This window comes from Stenotrophomonas sp. ATCM1_4 (assembly GCF_004348115.1).
Lineage (GTDB): Bacteria > Pseudomonadota > Gammaproteobacteria > Xanthomonadales > Xanthomonadaceae > Stenotrophomonas > Stenotrophomonas capsici.
Genome location: NZ_QPFB01000001.1, coordinates 25,752 through 43,686 on the forward strand (window position 1 = coordinate 25,752; position 17,935 = coordinate 43,686).

Consider the following 17,935-nt stretch of genomic DNA (forward strand, 5'->3'; position numbering starts at 1 on the left):
CACCCGATCCCATCCCGAACTCGGAAGTGAAACGCAGCTGCGCCGATGGTAGTGCGGCTCAAGCCGTGCGAGAGTAGGTCATCGCCAGGTTTTAAACCAAAAGCCCGCTGCCGCCGCAGCGGGCTTTTTCTTTGCCCGAAACATCGCCGGTGGGCGCCCCCGGAACGTGCGCCCGCAGGCGCGAGGCTGGGATTTGGCTCCCCGGCAGCGGGGATGGCTGGAGCGGGTGATGCGCGTGGGTACGATTGGTGCGGAGTGCGGCTCGGGCGCCGGCTTCGCGCCCGAGGGCGTTCCTACCCATAGGCGAAGGACTGTGCGGGGATCCCGGTGGGCGCGTCTATGGGGAGGCGTCGAGGGAGAGCGCGCGGGCTTGGCGGTGGTACCAGCCGGGTTTGTCGGCGATGGCTTCGAAAACGTGGCTGCGATCCATGGCGCGTTGGTAGACGTGGACCGAAACGGCGATGGCGTCGCTGCTGGCGTTGCGCAGGGTGTGGAACTCGTCGGGCGGGATCAGGTTGCCGGCACTGCCGCGGGTGCCCCGCAGACATTGGCGGGGACTGAAGTGGAACCGCTCTTGTTGGTGCTCGATGAGCTGGTACGGGGTGATGTCCAGGTCGCCGCGCCAGACACCTTCGACGCACCACAGGCCGTCGTGATCGTGCAGTGGTGTGCCCTGTCCCGGGCCCCAGGTCATGGCGATGATGCTGTAGCCATGCCTCGGGCTGCGATAGAGCTCGCGGCGGGCGTAGTGATCGTTGATCGGATTGTGGATGACGGGCGGCAGGCTGATGCGTGGATCGTTGATGGCCCGTTCCAGCACGCGCTGCACCTGGATGACGGTTGCAGACGTGTTTCCGGCCTGCAGGGCGGCGTCGATGCCATCGAGCAGATGCTGACGGCCGGGAAAATCGGGGTAGTGCGAAGTATCCAACGTCATGCCCGCAGTCTAGGCGAGGGCGGTAAAGATTCCGTTGTCAGTGGTTGGCGGTGGCCGTGAATTGTTGGGCTGCAGCGGATGCGGTTGGGTGCGCTGTTCGTGGTTGGGCGCTTGATGAAGAGCGAGGCAAGGGCGCCCTCACCCGCCCTTCGGGCACCCTCTCCCGCTTGCGGGAGAGGGATGGGGTTCGCTGACTGTCATGAAGGCTGTTGAATCGCGTCCTCACCTGCCCATCGGGCACCCTCTCCCGCTCGCGGGAGAGGGGATGGGTTCGCTGGTTGTGATGAGGGTTGTTGAATCGCGCCCTCACTCGGGCCCCTCCCGCTTGCGGGAGAGGGGGTGGGGTTCGCTGGTTGTGGCGGGGTTTCGGGGCGTCAGAACGTGCCGCGCTGGATGAACGGGGCTTGCGCGTAGAGTCTGCGCTCGCCGCCGCGCGGGTCGTCGCCGAGGTGGCTGTTGGCGTCGAACTGCAGGGTCTGGCGGCGATCGAGTGCGTAGGGCTCCCAGTGCGGCAGGCCGGGGTGGTTGGGATCACCGTGACGGGCGAAGGCGAGCAGGGCGTCGCTCATCGTGTCGGCGACGTGCTGGGCCTCCAGGCCGTTGCCGGTGCGTGCGCCGGGCTGCTGCAGGTTGTGGAACACGAGCGGGATGTCGAGGGTGTGGAAGGCGCGCAGGTGCGCGGCGTCGCCACCGCGGTCGTACCAGTCCAGTTGATAGGCCCAAGTAGGGGCGCCCTGGCGGGCGCGGGCTTCGAGCTCCTCGATCGCACCGCGCCAGGAGCGGCCGGCGGTGGTGGCGGCGAAGAATATCTCCGACGGCGTGTAGTGCGGATACAGGCGGCGGTACTCGGCGATGACGACCGTCGGCAGCAGGTCGACGTATTGCTGGGCTTCCAACCTGGCCGGGAGCGCTTCCCAGCTCAACGTGTGGTTGGCCGGGTCATTGCCGAGGAAGGCGCGGGTTTCGTCGTGGGTGTTGCCGATGACCATGGGAATGGCGGCCGACTGCGCCGGTGCCTGTGGCCAGAACGGGTGCGCGGGCAGGTTGCGTGCGTCCAGCACCGGGCCGACGTACAGGCCGGTGCTCTCCACGCGCGAGGGATCGCGGAGTTTCACCGCTTCCAGCAGCTGCTGCATCGGCAGCTGGCGCAGTGCGTCGGCATCGCCGAGCTTGAAATGCTCCAGGACCAGCCGCGCACGCTGGGTGGCGGCGCGTGGGCCGGCGGCGGTGACCTGTTGTCCGCTCATCGTCCAGGCACGATGGAACAGCCCGTTGGCCGCCGGCATGGCCATCAGGGTGGCGATCTTGGCGCCGCCACCGGACTGGCCGAATACCGTGATGTTGTCGGCGTCACCGCCGAACTCGGCCGCATGCTGGCGGACCCAGTGCAGGGCCTGGATCAGGTCGAGCTGGCCGACGTTGCCGGAGTCGGCCAGGGCAGGGCCGCCGAGCTGGGCCAGATGCAGATAGCCGAACAGGTTGAGGCGATGGTTGACGGTGACCACCACCACGTCGCCACGCCGGCACAGGTTGCCGCCGTCATACAGCGGGTCGCTGCCGGAGCCGTTGTTGTAGGCGCCGCCGTGGATATAGAACAGCACCGGGCGCTTGCCGCCATCGTGCAGGGCCGGGGTCCAGACATTGAGGTAAAGACAGTCTTCGCTGCCCGGGCCTTCATTGCCGGCCTGCGGGGCGGCCGGGCCGTAGGCCAGCGCATCGCGGACGCCACTCCAGGCCGACTCCTGCAGGGCTGGCTGGAACCGGCGTGGAGCAGTGTCGGCACCGTAGGGAATGCCACGGAAGACATGGATGTCGCCTTCGGTCTGGCCCGCGATGCGGCCGCCGCGGGTGCGGGCGATGGGCGCATTGCCGGTGTGCGCCCAGCCGGCGGTGTGGGCGGTGGCCAAACCGATGCCGGCGGTGAGCAGGCCGGCGTGCTGGAGGAACTGGCGACGGTGGGGATTGCTGGGTGGCTGGGTCATGGTCGGCGGGTGATGGAGGGAGACGACGGCCCCACCCCAACCCCTCTCTCCATCGGAGAGGGATTCAGGGGGCGGTGCGGGGTGGCGGGGGGAGTGAGGTGATCCAGTCCAGCGCAAGGCGTGGCCAGGCCACGCTGGTCAGGCCGGCGGTGCCGCGGACACCGAAGCCGTGGCCGCCGTGCGGGAACAGGTGCAGCTCGGTGGTGACACCGGCCGTGCGCAGCGCCTGGTAGAACAGCAGGCTGTTGCCAACCGGGACCACATCGTCATCGCCGGCGTGCAACAGGAAGGTCGGCGGCGTGTCCATGCGTACCCGGGTCTGCATCGAGTAGCGCTGCAGCAGCTCGGGAGACGGGGTGTCACCGAGCAGGCGCTGGCGCGAACCGGCATGCGTGTCGGGACCGTACATGTCGATGACCGGATAGACCAGCAGCTGGTAGTCCGGGCGCGCGCTCTCGCCATCGATGGCGTCGGTGGGCGGATAGACGGATGCATCGAAGCCGGTGCCCAGCCGTGCGGCGAGGTGACCGCCGGCGGAGAAGCCCATCACGCCGATGCGGTGCGGGCGGATACCCCACTCGCCAGCCCGGTGCCGGATCAGCCGCAGTGCACGCTGCGCGTCGGCCAGCGCCGCTTCGCGGTCCGCACGGCCCTCGCCTGGCAGGCGGTAGCGCAGCACGAACAAGGTGGTGCCGCCCTGTTCGGTAAAGGCCGGCACCAGCGCGGTGCCTTCCTTGTCGAGCACGACACGCTGGTAGCCGCCGCCGGGGATGACCAGCAGCGCGTCGCCATTGGGCCGTGCCGGGCGGTGGACGACCAGATAGGGCGTGCTGACGTGGTCGATGTAGCGGTCCGGCAGGGCAGGGTCGGCGCTGCGTTCGACGATGCGACGCGGCGAGGGCAATGGCTTGTCCCCCGGTGCCAATCCATCCGGCCACAGCGCGATGCGGTCGGCCGAACCCACGGCCGGCTCGCCGTCCGGCGTGCTCTGGGCGAATAGCGGGGCGGTCAGTACGAAAAGATAAAAAGCCAGTAAATACAGAAGATTACGTATTGTGTGTGGGAGCATGTTGGATCCGGCATGGCAGGGGATCGTCGCTTCTGGTGCACTGCACATTGTCAGATGACACCGGTTTACCTTATACAGCCAACCAGGCAACTGTCGATTGGCAGTGCAACAAAGACATCAGGAGAGTCACTTGAGCAACGACCCAGGCAGTCAGCACCCGTCGGATACCGGGCTGGACGACATTGCCCGCAGTTTTGTGGAAGCCCGCCGCCAGGGACGTTCGCTTCCGGATTTTCCCGGCACGATCCCGGATGATCTGGTGACTGCCTACCGCGTGCAGGACCTGGCCATCGGCCGCTGGGACGACGTGGTGGTGGGCTGGAAGGTGGGCTACATCGCGGCCGAGCGCCGTGATGGCTCCGGCGACGAGCGTCTGCTGGGCCCGATTTTCCAGCGCAATCTCTGGAATGCTACCGGTGCCATCGTGGATATCCCGGTGTTTTCGGCCGCCGGCGGCTTTGCCGCGGTGGAGGCCGAGTACGTGCTGCAGCTGGAGGCCGACGCGCCGGCGGACAAGCTCGACTGGACCCCGGAAGAGGCCGAGGCGCTGCCGGCCCGCCTGTTCATCGGTGTGGAAGTGGCCAGCAGCCCGCTGGCGACGATCAATATCCTGGGGCCGCGCGTGGTGGTGTCCGACTTCGGCAACAACAACGGGCTGGTGCTCGGCGCGGAGATTCCGGACTGGACCCGGCGTGACGAACCGGACCTGCGCGCGGAAACCCTGATCGACGGCACGGTGGTCGGCACCGGCGGTGCCACCCACCTGCCCGGTGGCCTGCGTGCGGCCTACGCGTTTGCACTGTCGCGTTCGGCCAAGCGTGGCCGGCCGTTGAAGAAGGGCGACCTGATCGCCACCGGCAATGCCACCGGCATCCATGACATCCGCGTGGGCCAGCAGGCCTTGATCCGTTTCGCCGGTTGCGGCGAGATTTCGTGCAGGGCCGTGCCCGCCGGGTGATCCCGCGGCAACCACAGACAGCGCGGGAGGGCGCAATGGTTACTCGACGAGGTTTTCTCACCAGCAGCCTGGGAGCACTGGCCGTACCGATGCTGGCGGCCTGCTCGGCCGGCGGCAAAGGCACGGTTGCCGGCGGACAGCTGCTGACCGCCAGCGACGTGCACGTGGCCGACTACCCCACGGTCACGGCGGTGAAGTGGATCGGCCAGCAGCTGGAGCAGCAGACCGGCGGCCGGCTGCGCCTGAACCAGTACCACTCCGGCCAGCTCGGCCGCGAGTCCGAGGCGATCGACATGGCCCGCTTCGGTGCCATCGACATCACCCGCGTGTACTCCGGCGCGTTGAACAATGCCTTCCCGCTGACCCGGGCCCTGTGCCTGCCGTACGTGTTCGACTCGGTGCAGCACATGCGGCGTGCGCTGGACGGTGGCATCGGCGATGCGGTGCTGCGCGGCTTCGAGAGCCGCGGGCTGGTCGGCCTGGCGGTCTATGACTCCGGTGCACGCAGCTTCTACAACACCAAGCACCCGATCGTCGAACCCGGCGACCTGCACGGGTTGAAGCTGCGCGTGGCCAGCTCGGACATCTTCCTGCAGCTGATGCGCATGTTCGGGGCGAACCCGACGCCGATGTCGCTGGGCGACACGTTTTCCGGCATGGAGACGCACATGATCGACGGCGCCGAGAACAACATGCGCAGCTTCCACTCCAGCCGCCATTTCGAGGCGGCGCACTACTGGTCCGAGAGCCAGCATTCGTATGCGCCGGACATCCTGCTGATGTCGCGCCGCAGCCTGGACGCGCTGTCCCCGGCCGACCGGCAACTGCTGCTGGAGCTGGCGCGGCAGTCGGTGCAGGTGATGCGCCGGGAGTGGGATGCCTCCGAGGACAAGGCGCGCGAAGCGGTGCTGGCCTACGGCGTGAAAGCCAATGCGGTGGACATGCCGGCCTTCCGCGAAGCGGCGGCACCGCTGCTGCGCGACTACCTGAAGCAGGCGGACATCGCCGCGCTGCACCGTCGCATCCGCGACTTCGCCTGAGGACCGCGCCACGATGTCTGATACCAACGAAACCACGGTGACGACGGGCTTCCAGCGCGTGCTGGAACGGCTGGCCGACGTCGTCATCCATATCGCCGTGCTGGCCCTGCTCGGGCTGGTGGTGGTGCAGGGCTGGCAGGTCTTCGCCCGCTACGTGATCAATGATTCGCCCAGCTGGACCGAGCCGGTGACGCTGCTGTTGCTGAGCACGGCGATGAGCCTGGGCGCAGCGGCCGGCGTGTACACCAACCGCCACTTCGGCTTCTTCCTGCTGGCCGACTACATCAACCCGGCGATCAAGCGCGTGATCGATGCACTGGTGCCGCTGATCATCGCCGTCATCGGCGGCTTCATCGCCTGGTGGGGCTGGGTGCTGTGGCTGGACGGCCTGCACATCAAGACCGCCGGCGCCAACCTGCCGCAGAGCGTGAACTACCTGCCGTTGAGCATCGGTGGCGCGCTGATGGCGGTGTTCGCATTGAACCGGATGGCGCAGGCATTGCAGGCCGGCGCGGGCAGTGCCGGCACCGCTGAAGGAGACCGTTGAACCATGGGTATCGCAATCCTCTTCGCCGTGTTCGGCGTGCTGCTGCTGATCGGCGTGCCGGTCGCCTATGCGCTGGCCGCCGCGGCACTGGCCACCCTGTTGTACCTGGACCTGCCCAGCATCGTGCTGGTGCAGCAGATCTCCGCCGGCACCGGCTCGGCCTCGCTGATCGCCATTCCACTGTTCATCTTCGCCGGTGAAATCATGATGCGCGGTGGCATCTCCGAGCGCCTGATCTCGCTGGCCTCGTCGCTGGTCGGGCGCATGCGCGGCGGCCTGGGCCAGGTGTCGATCCTGTCCTCGCTGTTCTTCGGTGGCGTGTCCGGCTCGGCGATCGCCGACGTCTCGGCGGTGGGTGGCACGATGATCCCGCAGATGGTCAAGCGCGGCTACGACCGCGACTTCGCGGTCAACGTCAGCATCACCGCGGCACTGGTGGCGCTGCTGGTGCCACCGTCGCACAACCTGATCCTGTTCTCGGCCGCGGCCGGCGGTGGCCTGTCCATCGCCGACCTGTTCGCCGCGGGCATCGTGCCGGCCTTGCTGATGACGGTGGTGCTGATGGTGACCGGCTACGTGGTGGCGCGCCGTCGCGGCTACGGCGTGGAAGCCTTCCCGGGCATGCGCGCGGTGCTGCTGCGGCTGGTCGCGGCGCTGCCGGGCCTGGGCCTGGTCGGCCTGATCTTCTTCGGCATCCGCGCCGGCATCTTCACCGCGGTGGAGTCGGCGGCGATCGCGGTGGTGTACGCGCTGCTGGTAACCACCGTGCTGTACCGCCAGCTGCGCTGGAAGGAGTTCATGGCCACCGTGGTGCATGCCGCGCGCAGCACCGGCGTGATCCTGTTCGTGATCGCCACCGCGGCGGTGTTCGGCTGGTTGCTGGCCTACCTGCAGGTGCCGGCGGCGGCGGTGGAGTTCCTGCAGTCCTTCGCGCACAGCAAGTACATGGTGCTGCTGATGATCGTGGTGATGCTGCTATTGCTGGGCACCTTCATGGACCTGGCCCCGATGATCCTGATCTGCACGCCGATCTTCCTGCCGGTGGCCAAGGCCTACGGCATCGACCCGATCCACTTCGGCCTGGTGCTGGTGCTGACCGGTGGGCTGGGCCTGGTGACGCCGCCGGTGGGCTCGGTGCTGTTCATCGGCACGGCGATCGGCAAGATCACCGTCGGTGAGAGCATGAAGACCATCTGGCCGTTCTGGCTGGCCGGCCTGGGCGTGCTGCTGGCGGTGACGTTCTTCCCGGAGATGTCGTTGTGGCTGCCGGCGCTGCTGCGTAGTTGATGCCGCCGGGCAGGTGCCCGCCGGTGGTGGCTGCCGGAGGCATGTCGCCCGCGGGATGGGTACAGCACGGCGGCGCGCCCCGTTCAGATGGCGCGCCGCGACTGCCCTCACAATGTGGCGGGGATCAAACGGGCATCGGTGCAGGCCATGAGCCTGCCGCCGGCAACGCCGGGGTGCCTTCCCGCAACGCCCACACCCGCGCTCTGGAACGAGCGCGGCCCGATAGAATGACTGCATTGAACGGTTTCAAGGACCTCGCCTTGCGCAAGAAGACCGACGTCGACGCCCCGGCCCACAACCTGGGCCGACCCGCCACGATCAACGACATCGCACGCCTGTCCGGTGTCTCCAAGAAGACGGTGTCGCGGATCATCAACAACTCGCCGCTGGTGCGCAAAGACACCCGCGAGAAGGTCGAGGCATTGATGCGTGAGGTGGGCTACGCGCCCGACCCGTTGGCCCGTGGCCTGGCGTTCCGGCGTTCGTTCCTGATCGGCATGGTCTACGACAACCCCACCGCGCAGTACGTGGTGGACATGCAGAACGGCGCGCTGGACGCGCTGCGTGGCTCCAGCTTCGAGCTGGTGGTGCACCCCTGCGACACGCGCAGCCCCGGCTACATCGAGGGGGTGAAGCGCTTCGTGCAGCAGCAGAAGCTGCACGGGGTGATCCTGGTGCCGCGTGCCTCCGAGGACCAGGCGCTGGCCGACATGCTCGACGAGATCGGCTGCCGCTTCACCCGCATCGCCGCGTTGCCGCTGGATGACACCTCGCAGATGGTGATCACCCACGACCGCGACGGCGCCGCCGAGGCCGCCGACTACCTGCTGTCGCTGGGCCACCGTGACATCGCGCTGATCACCGGGCCGACCGCCTACCGCTCCGCGCACGAGCGCACCGCCGGCTTCATCGAGGCGTTGCAGAACCGCGGCATCGAGCTGCCGCCGGCGCGCATCATCGAGGCCGGCTACACCTTCGAGTCGGGCGTGGCCGCGGCCGAGAAGCTGCTGCTGGGCAAGCAGCGGCCGACCGCCATCTTCACCGGCAACGACGAAATGGCCGCCGGTGTGTACAAGGTGGCCATGCGTGCGGGCATCAACATCCCGCGCGAGTTGTCGGTGGTGGGGTATGACGACAGCCCGCTGGCCTCGCGGCTGTGGCCATCGCTGACCTCGGTGCGGCGCAATACCCGCGATACCGGGCGCACCGCTGCGGCGATGCTGATCCAGCCCGAGGGCAAGAGTGCCCTGCCGCTGGCCAGCGTGCGCCCGCACCTGGTCGTGCGCGATTCCTGCCAGCCACCGCAGGACTGACCCCCCAAGTAATTGTTCCAAAAGGAAAACGCTTATTCTTGCGGCGCAAAATGACACCGGTTTCCATAACCGCTAGAATCGTCCCGAACCCGCCCTGGAGCCCTGCTCCCGGGCCGGCCGGACCCCGCCGCGGCAGGCGCCAAACGCAGCCACCGCAACCCCTCCGGCCACGCTGCCGGCAGCAACCCACGAACCACCGCTCAGGGAGAGGAACACCATGACGAATCCATTCAGTCTCGAAGGCAAGGTCGCACTGGTAACCGGTGCCAATACCGGCCTGGGCCAGGGCATCGCGCTGGCGCTGGCCGCCGCCGGTGCCGACATCGCCGGTGCCGGCATCGTCCCGGCCGAGGAGACCGCCGGGAAGGTGCGTGCGCTGGGCCGCCGCTTCCTCAACATCGAGGCCAACCTGATCAGCATCGAACCGGTCGAGCGCGTGGTCGCCGAGACCGTGGCCGGGCTGGGTGGCCTGGACATCCTGGTCAACAACGCCGGGCTGATCCGCCGCGCCGACGCGGTGGAGTTCAGCGAGAAGGACTGGGACGACGTGATGAACGTGAACATCAAGTCGGCGTTCTTCATGAGCCAGGCCGCGGGCAAGCACTTCATCGCCCAGGGCAGCGGCAAGATCATCAACATCGCCTCGATGCTGTCCTTCCAGGGCGGCATCCGGGTGCCGTCCTACACCGCCTCCAAGAGCGGCATCGCCGGCATCACCCGCTTGCTGGCCAATGAGTGGGCCGGCAAGGGCGTGACCATCAATGCGATCGCGCCGGGCTACATGGCCACCGACAACACCGCGCAGTTGCGCGCCGACGAAGACCGCAACAAGGCCATCCTGGACCGCATCCCGGCTGGCCGTTGGGGCAAGCCGGAAGACCTGGGTGGCACCGCGGTGTTCCTGGCGTCCAGTGCGTCGGATTACGTCAACGGCGCGATCATCCCGGTCGATGGTGGCTGGTTGGCGCGCTGAGGGTTGAAGGTGATGAGGTGACGGCTGGAAGGCCAGAGCCAAGGCGTCAAACGCTGAAAAGCTGGAAGCGCCCTCACCCCTACCCCTCTCCCGCATGCGGGAGAGGGGAGAGCAATAGCCGAAGCCGAAGCCGAAGCAACTGCCAAAGCCAAAGCAACTGCAATAGCCGAAGCCGAAGCCGAAGCCAAAGCGACAGCCCAGGCAGCAATCGCGAGCTGCACGGATTTCCCTTCTCCCGCGTGCGGGAGAAGGTGCCCCGAAGGGGCGGATGAGGGAAGCCCCGCTTTGGCTTTCAACTCATCAACAACAACGTTTCCCATACAAGAGAGTCATGCAATGAAGATCGCGTTGATGCAGGAATTCAGCCAGGCCGCCAAGAACCCGGTGGTGCTGGAACAGCTCAACACCGTGGCCGCCGCACAGGGCCATGACGTGTTCAACGTGGGCATGGACGGTGACAACGACCACCGCCTGACCTACATCCATCTGGGCATCTGCGCCGCGTTGCTGCTCAACGCCAAGGCCGTGGACTTCGTGGTCGCCGGCTGCGGTACCGGGCAGGGCGCGATGATGTCGCTCAATGCCTGGCCGGGCGTGTACTGCGGCTACTGCATCGAGCCGACCGATGCGTTCCTGTTCGCCCAGGTCAACAATGGCAACGCGCTGTCGCTGCCGTTCGCCAAGGGCTACGGCTGGGGCGCGGAGATCAACATCCGCTTCATCTTCGAGAAGGCGTTCGCCGGTGAGCGTGGCCAGGGCTATCCGGCCGAGCGCAAGGAATCGCAGATGGCCAATGCCGGCATCCTGGCGCAGGTGAAGCAGGGCGCGTCGAAGGACTTCGTCGAAGGCCTGAAGGCCATCGACCAGGAGCTGGTGAAGCAGGCCGTGGGCGGCGAGCGCTTCCAGAAGGCGTTCTTCGACAACGCCCAGGACGCGGACATCGTGGCCTACGTGAAGGGCGTGCTGGGCAAGTAAGCGCCTGGTGTCGCGGTAATGCCCTTGCGGGCGGACAAGGGCGCCGGGCGGCGCCCTTGTTGTTACCGGTTGCGGGCGTGGAACCGCAGTGAGGTTGCCGGCTCCGGATCAGGGGCCGGCTTCGCGCCCGAGGGCGCTCCTACATGGCCGCCAGGCGGTCGGAGGCGTCGCTTTGATGAAGCTCATTTCTTCCTGCTTGCTCCTGCTGTGCATGGCGGGCAACGCCGTTGCCGCAGATGCGTCGCATGCGGTCTTCATCGCGGGTGATTCCACCGCGGCCAGCTATGGCCCGGAGCGTGCGCCGCAGGCGGGGTGGGGGCAGATGCTGCAGGGCTGGCTGGATCCGGCGCGATGGCAGGTGCACAACCATGCGGTGGGTGGACGCAGCACGCGCAGCTTCATCGCCGAGGGGCGGCTGGACGCGATCGGCCACGCCTTGCGCCCCGGTGATGTACTGCTGATCCAGTTCGGCCACAACGATGCCAAGTTCGAGGACCCCAGCCGCTACACCGCGCCGGACGGCGACTACGTGATGTTCCTCGAGCGCTACGTCGCCGTGGCGCGGGAGAAGGGGGCCACGCCGATCCTGGTCACACCGGCGGCACGGTTGCTGTACGACTTCGGCGCGCTGCTGGACACGCATGGTCGCTATACCCAGGCCATGCAGCGCGTGGCGCGCGAGCGGCAGGTGGCGCTGATCGATCTCAATGCCCGCTCGATGGCGTGGATCCGCGCGCTGGGCGAGCAGGGGGCCAGGCCCTACTTCATGTTCGTGCCGGCGCAGGGCAAGGCGGACGGCACCCACTTCAGCACCGCCGGCGCGACCGCGGTGGCCTGCCTGGTGATGCGTGGCTGGGTCGAGCTGCAGCCGCGGATGCGGGAGGGGCTGCAACGCGACATCGATTGCGGCGCGATCAGTGCACCGCCACCGCCCGCCGCCACGACGGCAGCCGCCGCCGCGCCCGTGGCTCCGGCCAAAGCAGCGGTCGACGCGCACGGCTCACGGGTGATCCGCGAGCAGGACATTGCCCGCACCCAGCCCGGGCCGCATGGCGGTGCCGGCCCGACCACTGCGTATTCCTTCTTCGCCGAGGTCGGGGACCTGCCGTTCGTGCTGCGCAAGCGCGTGCTGCACAAGGGCGCAGGCATCGGCCTGCACCCGCAGCACAAGGACGAGATCTACTACATCGTCAGCGGGCGTGGCCTGTACGTGCTTGACGGCCAGCAGTACGAAGTGGGCCCCGGCCACGCGCTGCTTACCCGCAGTGGCAGCACGCATGCCCTGCAGCAGACCGGCGACGAGGACCTGGTGGTGATGCTGGCGTATCCGACGACCCGGTAGCCCTCGCGGGCATCAGGGCGCCTGGAGGGCCCATGGCTCCTTTTCCAGGCGTTGCGCCAGGTAGTCGATCAGTGCCTGCACGCGTGTGGGCCGGCGCAGGCCCGGCGGGGTGACGATGCTCAGCGCCAACGGTTCGACCTTCCAGTCGTCCAGCGCCGTTTCCAGCCGTCCCGCGCGCAGGTCTTCCCAGACCAGGAATTCCGGCTGCAGCGCCAGCCCAAGACCGGCATGCAATGCGGGGGCGAATACTTCGGCGTTGTTGGCCTGCAGTGGGCGCGGCACGGTCTGCGCGAACTCGCCGTGGCGTGCGTGGCGGAAGCGCCAGGTGTTGCCGCCGCGCGTGTAGCTGTACTGGAAGCCCCGGTGCCGGGCGAGGTCGCGCGGATGCCGGGGCCGGCCATGTGCGGCGAAGTAGGCCGGTGCGCCCACCAGCAGGATGCGGACCTGGCACAGGCGCCGCGCGCGCAGGCTGGAATCGGCCAGGTTGGTGATGCGCAGGGCCATGTCGAAGCGTTCGGCGACCATGTCGACCATGTCGTCGCTGAGCTGCAGGTCCAGCTCCACGTCCGGATGGGCCTGCATGAACGCCGGCAGCAAGGGGGTCAGCCGGGCCACGCCGAAGGACATCGGTGCGGCGACGCGGATCAAGCCGCGCAGCGCGGTGGAGCGCTCGGCGACCTCCGATTCGATGGCTTCGCCCTCATCGAGGATGCGCACGGCGCGCTCCAGGGCGCCCTGGCCGGCGTCGGTCAGCGAGACCCGGCGCGAGGTGCGGTGCAGCAGGGCCGTGCCCACGCGCGCCTCCAGCCGGGTGATGGCCTTGGAGACAGTGGCCTGCGACAGCGACAGCTCCTCGGCGGCACGGGCGAAGGAGCCGGCTTCGGCCACCTTGGCGAAGATGGCCCAGGCTTCGAGATCGGGCAGGCGGCTCATCGGGCATCCGGGGCAGGGCGTTGCGCGCAGTATCGCAGAAATGGAAAGCATGACTTTCCATTGTTTCTATTCTCTGCATTGCGGGGCAGGCCTAGACTGGCGCCCATCGACAAACCACTGTTTCCCAGGAGAACGCCATGATTGAACGTCGCCCGTTTGCCAGCCTTGGTGGAGCCAATCATGGTTGGCTCGATGCCAAGCATCATTTTTCCTTCGCCGAGTACCACGACCCCAAGCGCGTGAACTGGGGTGCGATGCGGGTCTGGAATGACGACACCATCCAGCCCGGCACCGGCTTCCCGCCGCATCCGCACGCCGAGATGGAGATCATCACCTACGTGCGCGAGGGTGCCATCAGCCACCAGGACGACCAGGGCAACAAGGGCCGCACCGAGGCCGGCGACGTGCAGGTGATGAGTGCCGGCAGCGGCATCCGCCACGCCGAGTACAACCTGGAGCCGGGCATCACCCGCATCTTCCAGATCTGGATCTTCCCGGATGAGCGCGGTGGCAAGCCGTCGTGGGGCACCAAGCCGTTCCCGAAGGGCGAGCGCAGCGGCCGCTTCGTGACGCTGGCCAGCGGCATCGAAGGCGACGACGACGCGTTGCCGATCCGTGCCAATGCGCGGGTGTCCGGTGCCACGCTCAAGGCCGGTGAAAGCACCGAGTACCGCTTCAACGACGCCAGCCGCCACGGCTACCTGGTGCCCAACACCGGCAAGGTGGAAGTGAACGGCGTGCCGCTCGATGCACGTGACGGCGCCGCCATCACCGGCGAGGACAGCATCACCATCCGCGCGCTGGAGGATTCGGAGCTGGTGCTGGTCGATACCGCCGCGCTATAAGCCGGTTTCAAGGACCCGCCGTTGCCGCGACCGCAAGGCCGTGGCAGCGGCGTCTGGCCGTCACGCGGGCGGGTGCGGAGCAGGGGAGGCGACGAAACACCGGTTCACGACGAGCCTTTCGGGCGTCCCGCACTGGCAGGGCCAGCGGCCGGTTCGTTGCAGATTGGGCTCTGCAACCAAGAGGGCGTCATCGGGGGGATGACGTGACGGGCGAGCCGTCACGTGCAGCCTTTCATCCCTGATGTGTAGACGGCGTGGTGAAACGCCAACCGGTCCACAGTAATTGGCCCCCTGTGCGCATTCATGCGCACAGGGGAGGCGTGCGTGGTGCCTGCCGGGATGCAATCGCGGCCTATGGCGCCGGCTTCTTCTTCCGCGGGGCGGCCTTGCGCTTGCTGGCGCTGCGGCTGGGCTCGGGCGCGGTGTCGTTGCCGCTGAGCGGCTCCATCCAGGTAAGCACGTCGACGTAGGCGATGAAGTGCTGCAGGTAGTCCGGCGAAATCTCCTGCATCAATGCCATGGCACGGTAGGTGAGCACGCTGGAATGCAGCGGGCCGGCGTCTTCGGGCAGGGCATCCAGGCACTGCCGCAGCAGGCTCTCGATGCGGATGCGGCCCCACAGTTGCTGGAACTCGTCCAGTACCGGCAGCGCGGTGCCGTCGCCGGTGTCCTCGGCCGCCGCCTCGGTGCGGCCGGCCGCATTCAACGGCAGTTGGTACTGCAGCGGCTCGGTGGTCAGCAGCGTGATCAGCTGCCGCAGCGGACTGGGGGCGTCCTCGCCGGCGGCCGTGTCCGGTACGTGCCGCTGCACGATCCCGGCGTAGTCGTCGAGCAGCTGCGACAGGCGCGCTTCCAGCTGCGTGCGGACCGCGCCGTCGTAGGCACCGGCACGGCGGGCAAGTGCGTCGATCAGGCCAAAGCGCAGCGGATCGATGCGGTCGGCGCCCTGGGTGCGCCACGCATCCAGCCGTGCGTGCACCGCCGGATCAGCGGGCATCGGCCTTGCCATCGGTGTGCGGCCGCGGAATCGGTGCGATCTCGACGCGGCGGTTCTTCGCACGCCCGGCCTCGTCGTCGTTGGGGCTGACCGGCTGCTCGGCGCCGAAGGCCGCGGCGAACACCGACGCCGACGGCACGCCATCGGCGATCAGGGTGCGGGTGACGGTGAGCGCGCGCGCGGCCGACAGTTCCAGGTTGTCGGCGAAGCGGGCATTGGCCACGCGCACCGGCTGGTTGTCGGTGAAGCCGCTGACCATCAGGATCTCCTCGCGTGCGTGCAGGTACTCACGCAGCGGGCCGGCGATGCTCTGCAGCAGTTCGCGGCCTTCCGGTTGCAGCTGGTCGGAGTTGAGCGCGAACAGCACGCTGCCGCTGATGCCGATGCGGCCGTCGATGACGGTGATGCGGCCGGCGGCCATCGGCGCGGCCAGCGCCTGCTCCAGCGTCTTGAGCTTGGCGGTCTGCGCCTGGCGCTGCTTCACTTCCTCGTCCAGGCGGTTGTGCAGCAGCAGCTGGATGCCGATGACGCTGGCCAGGATCAGCACGAATGCACCCAGCAGCACCGACATCAGGTCGCCGAACGCGGCCCAGGTGGTGGCGGTGGATTCGGCGTCGAACTCGATCTCGTCGCTCATGCCACTCAGGCCCCGCTGCCGTCGCGGGCTTCGGCCAGCTGTTGCAGCTCACCGATGATCTGCTTCTGCGAGAGCATGCTCAGGTCGATGACCTCGCGCGCCTGGGCGACGTAGTAGGCCAACTGTTCGTCGCTGCGTGCCAGCGACTTGTCCAGCGCGGTCTCGATCAGCTGCAGGCGCTGGCTGAGCGCCTCGCTGGACTGGCCGAACAACTGCACGGCGGTGCCGAACGCATCGCCCAGGCTGGCCATTTCCACCGCGCTGGTGGTGACCTGGGCCGCGGCGCCGTCCAGGCGGGCGGTCTGGTCTTCCAGCTGCGCGCTGAAGCGGTTGCCGACGCGCTCCAGCAGGTCGGCCGAGGTGCTGACCAGGGCATCGACGGCGCTGCGCTGTTCGGTGGAGGCGTGGTTGACCGCGTCGAGCAGGGTTTCCAGCGTGGACAGCAGGCGGCCGCGTTCCTCCAGCATCGCGGTGTCGCGGACCATGCTGTCGGACAGCTTCTGGCGCAGCTCGGCGACCACTTCGGCGGCCGCGCGCGGTGCTTCGGAAGCGGTCTGCACCAGCCGCGAGATCTCGGCCAGGGTGTCACGCGCATGCGCCTGCGACTGCTCGCCCATGGCCTGCGCGGTCTGTGCCAGCGTGTCGCAGATCTGCTGCTGGCGGGCGGCGACCTGCGCGCCGTTGTGCGTCCAGCTCTGGTCCAGCCGTTCGACCATCGCCGACAGGGCCTGCGACCAGTTGCCCAGGCGTTGTTCGTCGCGTGCGGCGAAGGCGGCCTGCAGTTCGTCGTGCGACTGCCGCAGCGCGTCGACCAGCGAACGGGCGTGGCCCTGGAAACTGTCCGAAGCGGCGAGCAGCGCCTGCTCGTTGCGCTGGGCCAGGGCATCGTGGGTGCCGTGCTGCAGGGTGAGTGCGGCGTTCCAGGCATCGGCGGTGCGCCGGGTGTTGTCTTCCATGCGTGCGGCGACGCCGTCGACCAGGGCGCTCGCGCGCTGCTCGAAGCCGGTGCTGAACTGCTGCAGGGCCTGCTGCAGTTCGCCGGTCAGCGCGGCGTTGGCGCGTTGCTGTTCGGCCAGTGCGGTCTTCCAGCTGTCGCTGGCACCGGCGGCGGCCTCGCGGGCCACGGTGTTGAGGCCGTCGAGCTGCTTCTGCACCGCATCGTCGATGGCCGCATGCAGGGCGTTGGAGCGTTCGGCCAGCCCCTGCATGGTGGCATCGACCACCGGTTGCAGGGCCGTACCCACCGCGTTGGCCTGGTGGCGGATGCCGTCCTGCATGGCGGCCTGCAGCGAGGCGGCCAGCTGCGTGTACGCGGCCTCGGTGCGCTCGTGGAACGCCTGCTGGTTGGCCTGCAGGCGTTCGTTGTTGCCGTGCTGCTGCTGTTCCAGGCTGCCCATCATCGCCTGCAGGCGATCGACCAGGGCCGGCATCAGCGCGTTCTGCTCCTGCAGCAGGCGGAAGGTTTCATTGCGCTGGAATGCCGGCGAATGCGCCTGCAGCTGGGCGGCGATGCCGGCATCCAGTTCCTGCACGGCCTGGGCGCGCTCACGGCGCAACAGCGCCGACAACAGGCCCAGCGCGGCCGAGCTGGCGACGCCGGCGATCGAGGTGCCGAAGGCGAAGCCCAGGCCCTTGACCGGAGCGGCCAGCGAGCTGCGGATGGCGTCCAGGTCGGTGGCGCTTTCCAGCGCCAGGCCGGTGCCGCGCAGCGTGGCCATCATGCCGAGCAGGGTGCCGAGCATGCCCAGCAGCACCAGCAGGCCGACCAGGTACGGGGTCAGGGCCGGGGCCGGCAGGCCGACGCGTTCGCCCTGCACGCGCAGGCGCACCGCGTTGCGCAGGCTGGGGGCCAGCCGCGACAGCCAGCCGTCCAGGTTGTCCGCGCCGTCGGCGATGGCCGGCAGTGCCTGCACCAGCGTGGTGGTGGCCTGGCGGTAGCGGAACAGCTCATACGCGCCGGCCAGGTAGCAGGCGGCGATGACCGCGGCGACCACCGCGGCCAGCGGGTGCGTGCCTGCATAGCCGACACCGATCCAGCACACGGCCAGCAGGCCCACGAGGAAGACGACGATTGCGACGAGGTTTCTGGACATAGGGAGC

The 17,935-nt window shown here is 68.2% G+C and carries 16 protein-coding genes; 9 read left to right on the top strand and 7 right to left on the bottom strand.

Annotated elements, in window-relative coordinates:
• Positions 1–337: 337 nt before the first annotated feature.
• From ATCM_RS00130 to ATCM_RS00140, 3 genes are all read right to left on the bottom strand, one after another.
• Positions 338–937: a cysteine dioxygenase family protein gene (locus tag ATCM_RS00130; protein WP_132862277.1), complete on the bottom strand. Its 600-nt coding sequence runs from the start codon at positions 935–937 to the stop codon at positions 338–340.
• Positions 938–1,311: 374 nt separating this feature from the next.
• Positions 1,312–2,919, bottom strand: a complete 1,608-nt coding sequence (locus ATCM_RS00135; protein WP_132862278.1) for a carboxylesterase/lipase family protein — start codon at positions 2,917–2,919, stop codon at positions 1,312–1,314.
• A gap of 64 nt (positions 2,920–2,983) precedes the next feature.
• Entirely contained in the window at positions 2,984–3,988 is a 1,005-nt protein-coding gene (locus ATCM_RS00140; protein ID WP_132862279.1) for an alpha/beta hydrolase, read from the bottom strand.
• A gap of 130 nt (positions 3,989–4,118) precedes the next feature.
• On the opposite strand from ATCM_RS00140, the gene ATCM_RS00145 reads away from it, so the two are divergent.
• The 8 genes from ATCM_RS00145 (at position 4,119) to ATCM_RS00180 (ending at position 12,423) form a co-directional block, all read left to right on the top strand.
• Positions 4,119–4,946 carry a 2-keto-4-pentenoate hydratase gene (locus tag ATCM_RS00145; RefSeq protein WP_132862280.1) on the top strand — a complete coding sequence of 276 codons (828 nt, stop codon included), beginning with the start codon at positions 4,119–4,121 and terminating at the stop codon, positions 4,944–4,946.
• A gap of 35 nt (positions 4,947–4,981) precedes the next feature.
• Positions 4,982–5,986 carry a TRAP transporter substrate-binding protein gene (locus ATCM_RS00150; protein ID WP_132862281.1) on the top strand — a complete coding sequence of 335 codons (1,005 nt, stop codon included), beginning with the start codon at positions 4,982–4,984 and terminating at the stop codon, positions 5,984–5,986.
• A 13-nt stretch (positions 5,987–5,999) separates the two neighbouring features.
• Positions 6,000–6,533 (top strand): TRAP transporter small permease, encoded by a 534-nt coding sequence (locus ATCM_RS00155; protein WP_132862282.1) that lies wholly within the window; start codon positions 6,000–6,002, stop codon positions 6,531–6,533.
• A 3-nt stretch (positions 6,534–6,536) separates the two neighbouring features.
• Complete coding sequence (locus ATCM_RS00160; protein WP_132862283.1) at positions 6,537–7,820, top strand: TRAP transporter large permease; 1,284 nt, start codon at positions 6,537–6,539, stop codon at positions 7,818–7,820.
• Positions 7,821–8,080: 260 nt separating this feature from the next.
• Entirely contained in the window at positions 8,081–9,133 is a 1,053-nt protein-coding gene (locus tag ATCM_RS00165) for a LacI family DNA-binding transcriptional regulator (protein ID WP_132862284.1), read from the top strand.
• 217 nt (positions 9,134–9,350) lie between these two features.
• Positions 9,351–10,106 (top strand): 2-dehydro-3-deoxy-D-gluconate 5-dehydrogenase KduD, encoded by a 756-nt coding sequence (gene kduD / locus ATCM_RS00170; RefSeq protein ID WP_132862285.1) that lies wholly within the window; start codon positions 9,351–9,353, stop codon positions 10,104–10,106.
• A 336-nt stretch (positions 10,107–10,442) separates the two neighbouring features.
• Positions 10,443–11,081 (top strand): RpiB/LacA/LacB family sugar-phosphate isomerase, encoded by a 639-nt coding sequence (locus ATCM_RS00175; RefSeq protein WP_132862286.1) that lies wholly within the window; start codon positions 10,443–10,445, stop codon positions 11,079–11,081.
• Positions 11,082–11,292: 211 nt separating this feature from the next.
• Entirely contained in the window at positions 11,293–12,423 is a 1,131-nt protein-coding gene (locus ATCM_RS00180; protein ID WP_243694065.1) for a GDSL-type esterase/lipase family protein, read from the top strand.
• Between the two features lie 12 nt (positions 12,424–12,435).
• On the opposite strand, the gene ATCM_RS00185 is transcribed toward ATCM_RS00180, so the two are convergent.
• Complete coding sequence (locus tag ATCM_RS00185; protein ID WP_132862288.1) at positions 12,436–13,356, bottom strand: LysR family transcriptional regulator; 921 nt, start codon at positions 13,354–13,356, stop codon at positions 12,436–12,438.
• A gap of 137 nt (positions 13,357–13,493) precedes the next feature.
• On the opposite strand from ATCM_RS00185, the gene ATCM_RS00190 reads away from it, so the two are divergent.
• Entirely contained in the window at positions 13,494–14,201 is a 708-nt protein-coding gene (locus tag ATCM_RS00190; RefSeq protein ID WP_132862289.1) for a pirin family protein, read from the top strand.
• Between the two features lie 352 nt (positions 14,202–14,553).
• Here ATCM_RS00190 and ATCM_RS00195 read toward each other — a convergent pair whose 3' ends face one another.
• From ATCM_RS00195 to ATCM_RS00205, 3 genes are read right to left on the bottom strand one after another with little or no spacing between them, the layout of a single operon-like run.
• On the bottom strand, positions 14,554–15,198 hold the full coding sequence (locus tag ATCM_RS00195; RefSeq protein WP_165931088.1) for a DUF2894 domain-containing protein: 645 nt from the start codon (positions 15,196–15,198) through the stop codon (positions 14,554–14,556).
• The gene (locus tag ATCM_RS00200; protein WP_132862291.1) at positions 15,188–15,835 is read right to left on the bottom strand and encodes an OmpA family protein; all 648 of its coding nucleotides are present in this window, start codon (positions 15,833–15,835) and stop codon (positions 15,188–15,190) included. Before ATCM_RS00200 ends, ATCM_RS00195 begins: the two co-directional genes overlap by 11 nt.
• Positions 15,836–15,840: 5 nt before the next feature.
• On the bottom strand, positions 15,841–17,928 hold the full coding sequence (locus tag ATCM_RS00205) for a DUF802 domain-containing protein (RefSeq protein WP_132862292.1): 2,088 nt from the start codon (positions 17,926–17,928) through the stop codon (positions 15,841–15,843).
• Positions 17,929–17,935: the final 7 nt, after the last annotated feature.

Excerpts from the sequence above, each read along its gene's own strand:
- ATCM_RS00130 (WP_132862277.1), bottom strand. The coding sequence starts at position 937 with ATGACGTTGGATACTTCGCACTACCCCGATTTTCCCGGCCGTCAGCAT.
- ATCM_RS00135 (WP_132862278.1), bottom strand. The coding sequence starts at position 2,919 with ATGACCCAGCCACCCAGCAATCCCCACCGTCGCCAGTTCCTCCAGCAC.
- ATCM_RS00140 (WP_132862279.1), bottom strand. The coding sequence starts at position 3,988 with ATGCTCCCACACACAATACGTAATCTTCTGTATTTACTGGCTTTTTAT.
- ATCM_RS00150 (WP_132862281.1), top strand. The coding sequence starts at position 4,982 with ATGGTTACTCGACGAGGTTTTCTCACCAGCAGCCTGGGAGCACTGGCC.
- ATCM_RS00155 (WP_132862282.1), top strand. The coding sequence starts at position 6,000 with ATGTCTGATACCAACGAAACCACGGTGACGACGGGCTTCCAGCGCGTG.
- ATCM_RS00160 (WP_132862283.1), top strand. The coding sequence starts at position 6,537 with ATGGGTATCGCAATCCTCTTCGCCGTGTTCGGCGTGCTGCTGCTGATC.
- kduD (WP_132862285.1), top strand. The coding sequence starts at position 9,351 with ATGACGAATCCATTCAGTCTCGAAGGCAAGGTCGCACTGGTAACCGGT.
- ATCM_RS00175 (WP_132862286.1), top strand. The coding sequence starts at position 10,443 with ATGAAGATCGCGTTGATGCAGGAATTCAGCCAGGCCGCCAAGAACCCG.
- ATCM_RS00180 (WP_243694065.1), top strand. The coding sequence starts at position 11,293 with ATGGCGGGCAACGCCGTTGCCGCAGATGCGTCGCATGCGGTCTTCATC.
- ATCM_RS00185 (WP_132862288.1), bottom strand. The coding sequence starts at position 13,356 with ATGAGCCGCCTGCCCGATCTCGAAGCCTGGGCCATCTTCGCCAAGGTG.
- ATCM_RS00190 (WP_132862289.1), top strand. The coding sequence starts at position 13,494 with ATGATTGAACGTCGCCCGTTTGCCAGCCTTGGTGGAGCCAATCATGGT.
- ATCM_RS00195 (WP_165931088.1), bottom strand. The coding sequence starts at position 15,198 with ATGCCCGCTGATCCGGCGGTGCACGCACGGCTGGATGCGTGGCGCACC.
- ATCM_RS00200 (WP_132862291.1), bottom strand. The coding sequence starts at position 15,835 with ATGAGCGACGAGATCGAGTTCGACGCCGAATCCACCGCCACCACCTGG.
- ATCM_RS00205 (WP_132862292.1), bottom strand. The coding sequence starts at position 17,928 with ATGTCCAGAAACCTCGTCGCAATCGTCGTCTTCCTCGTGGGCCTGCTG.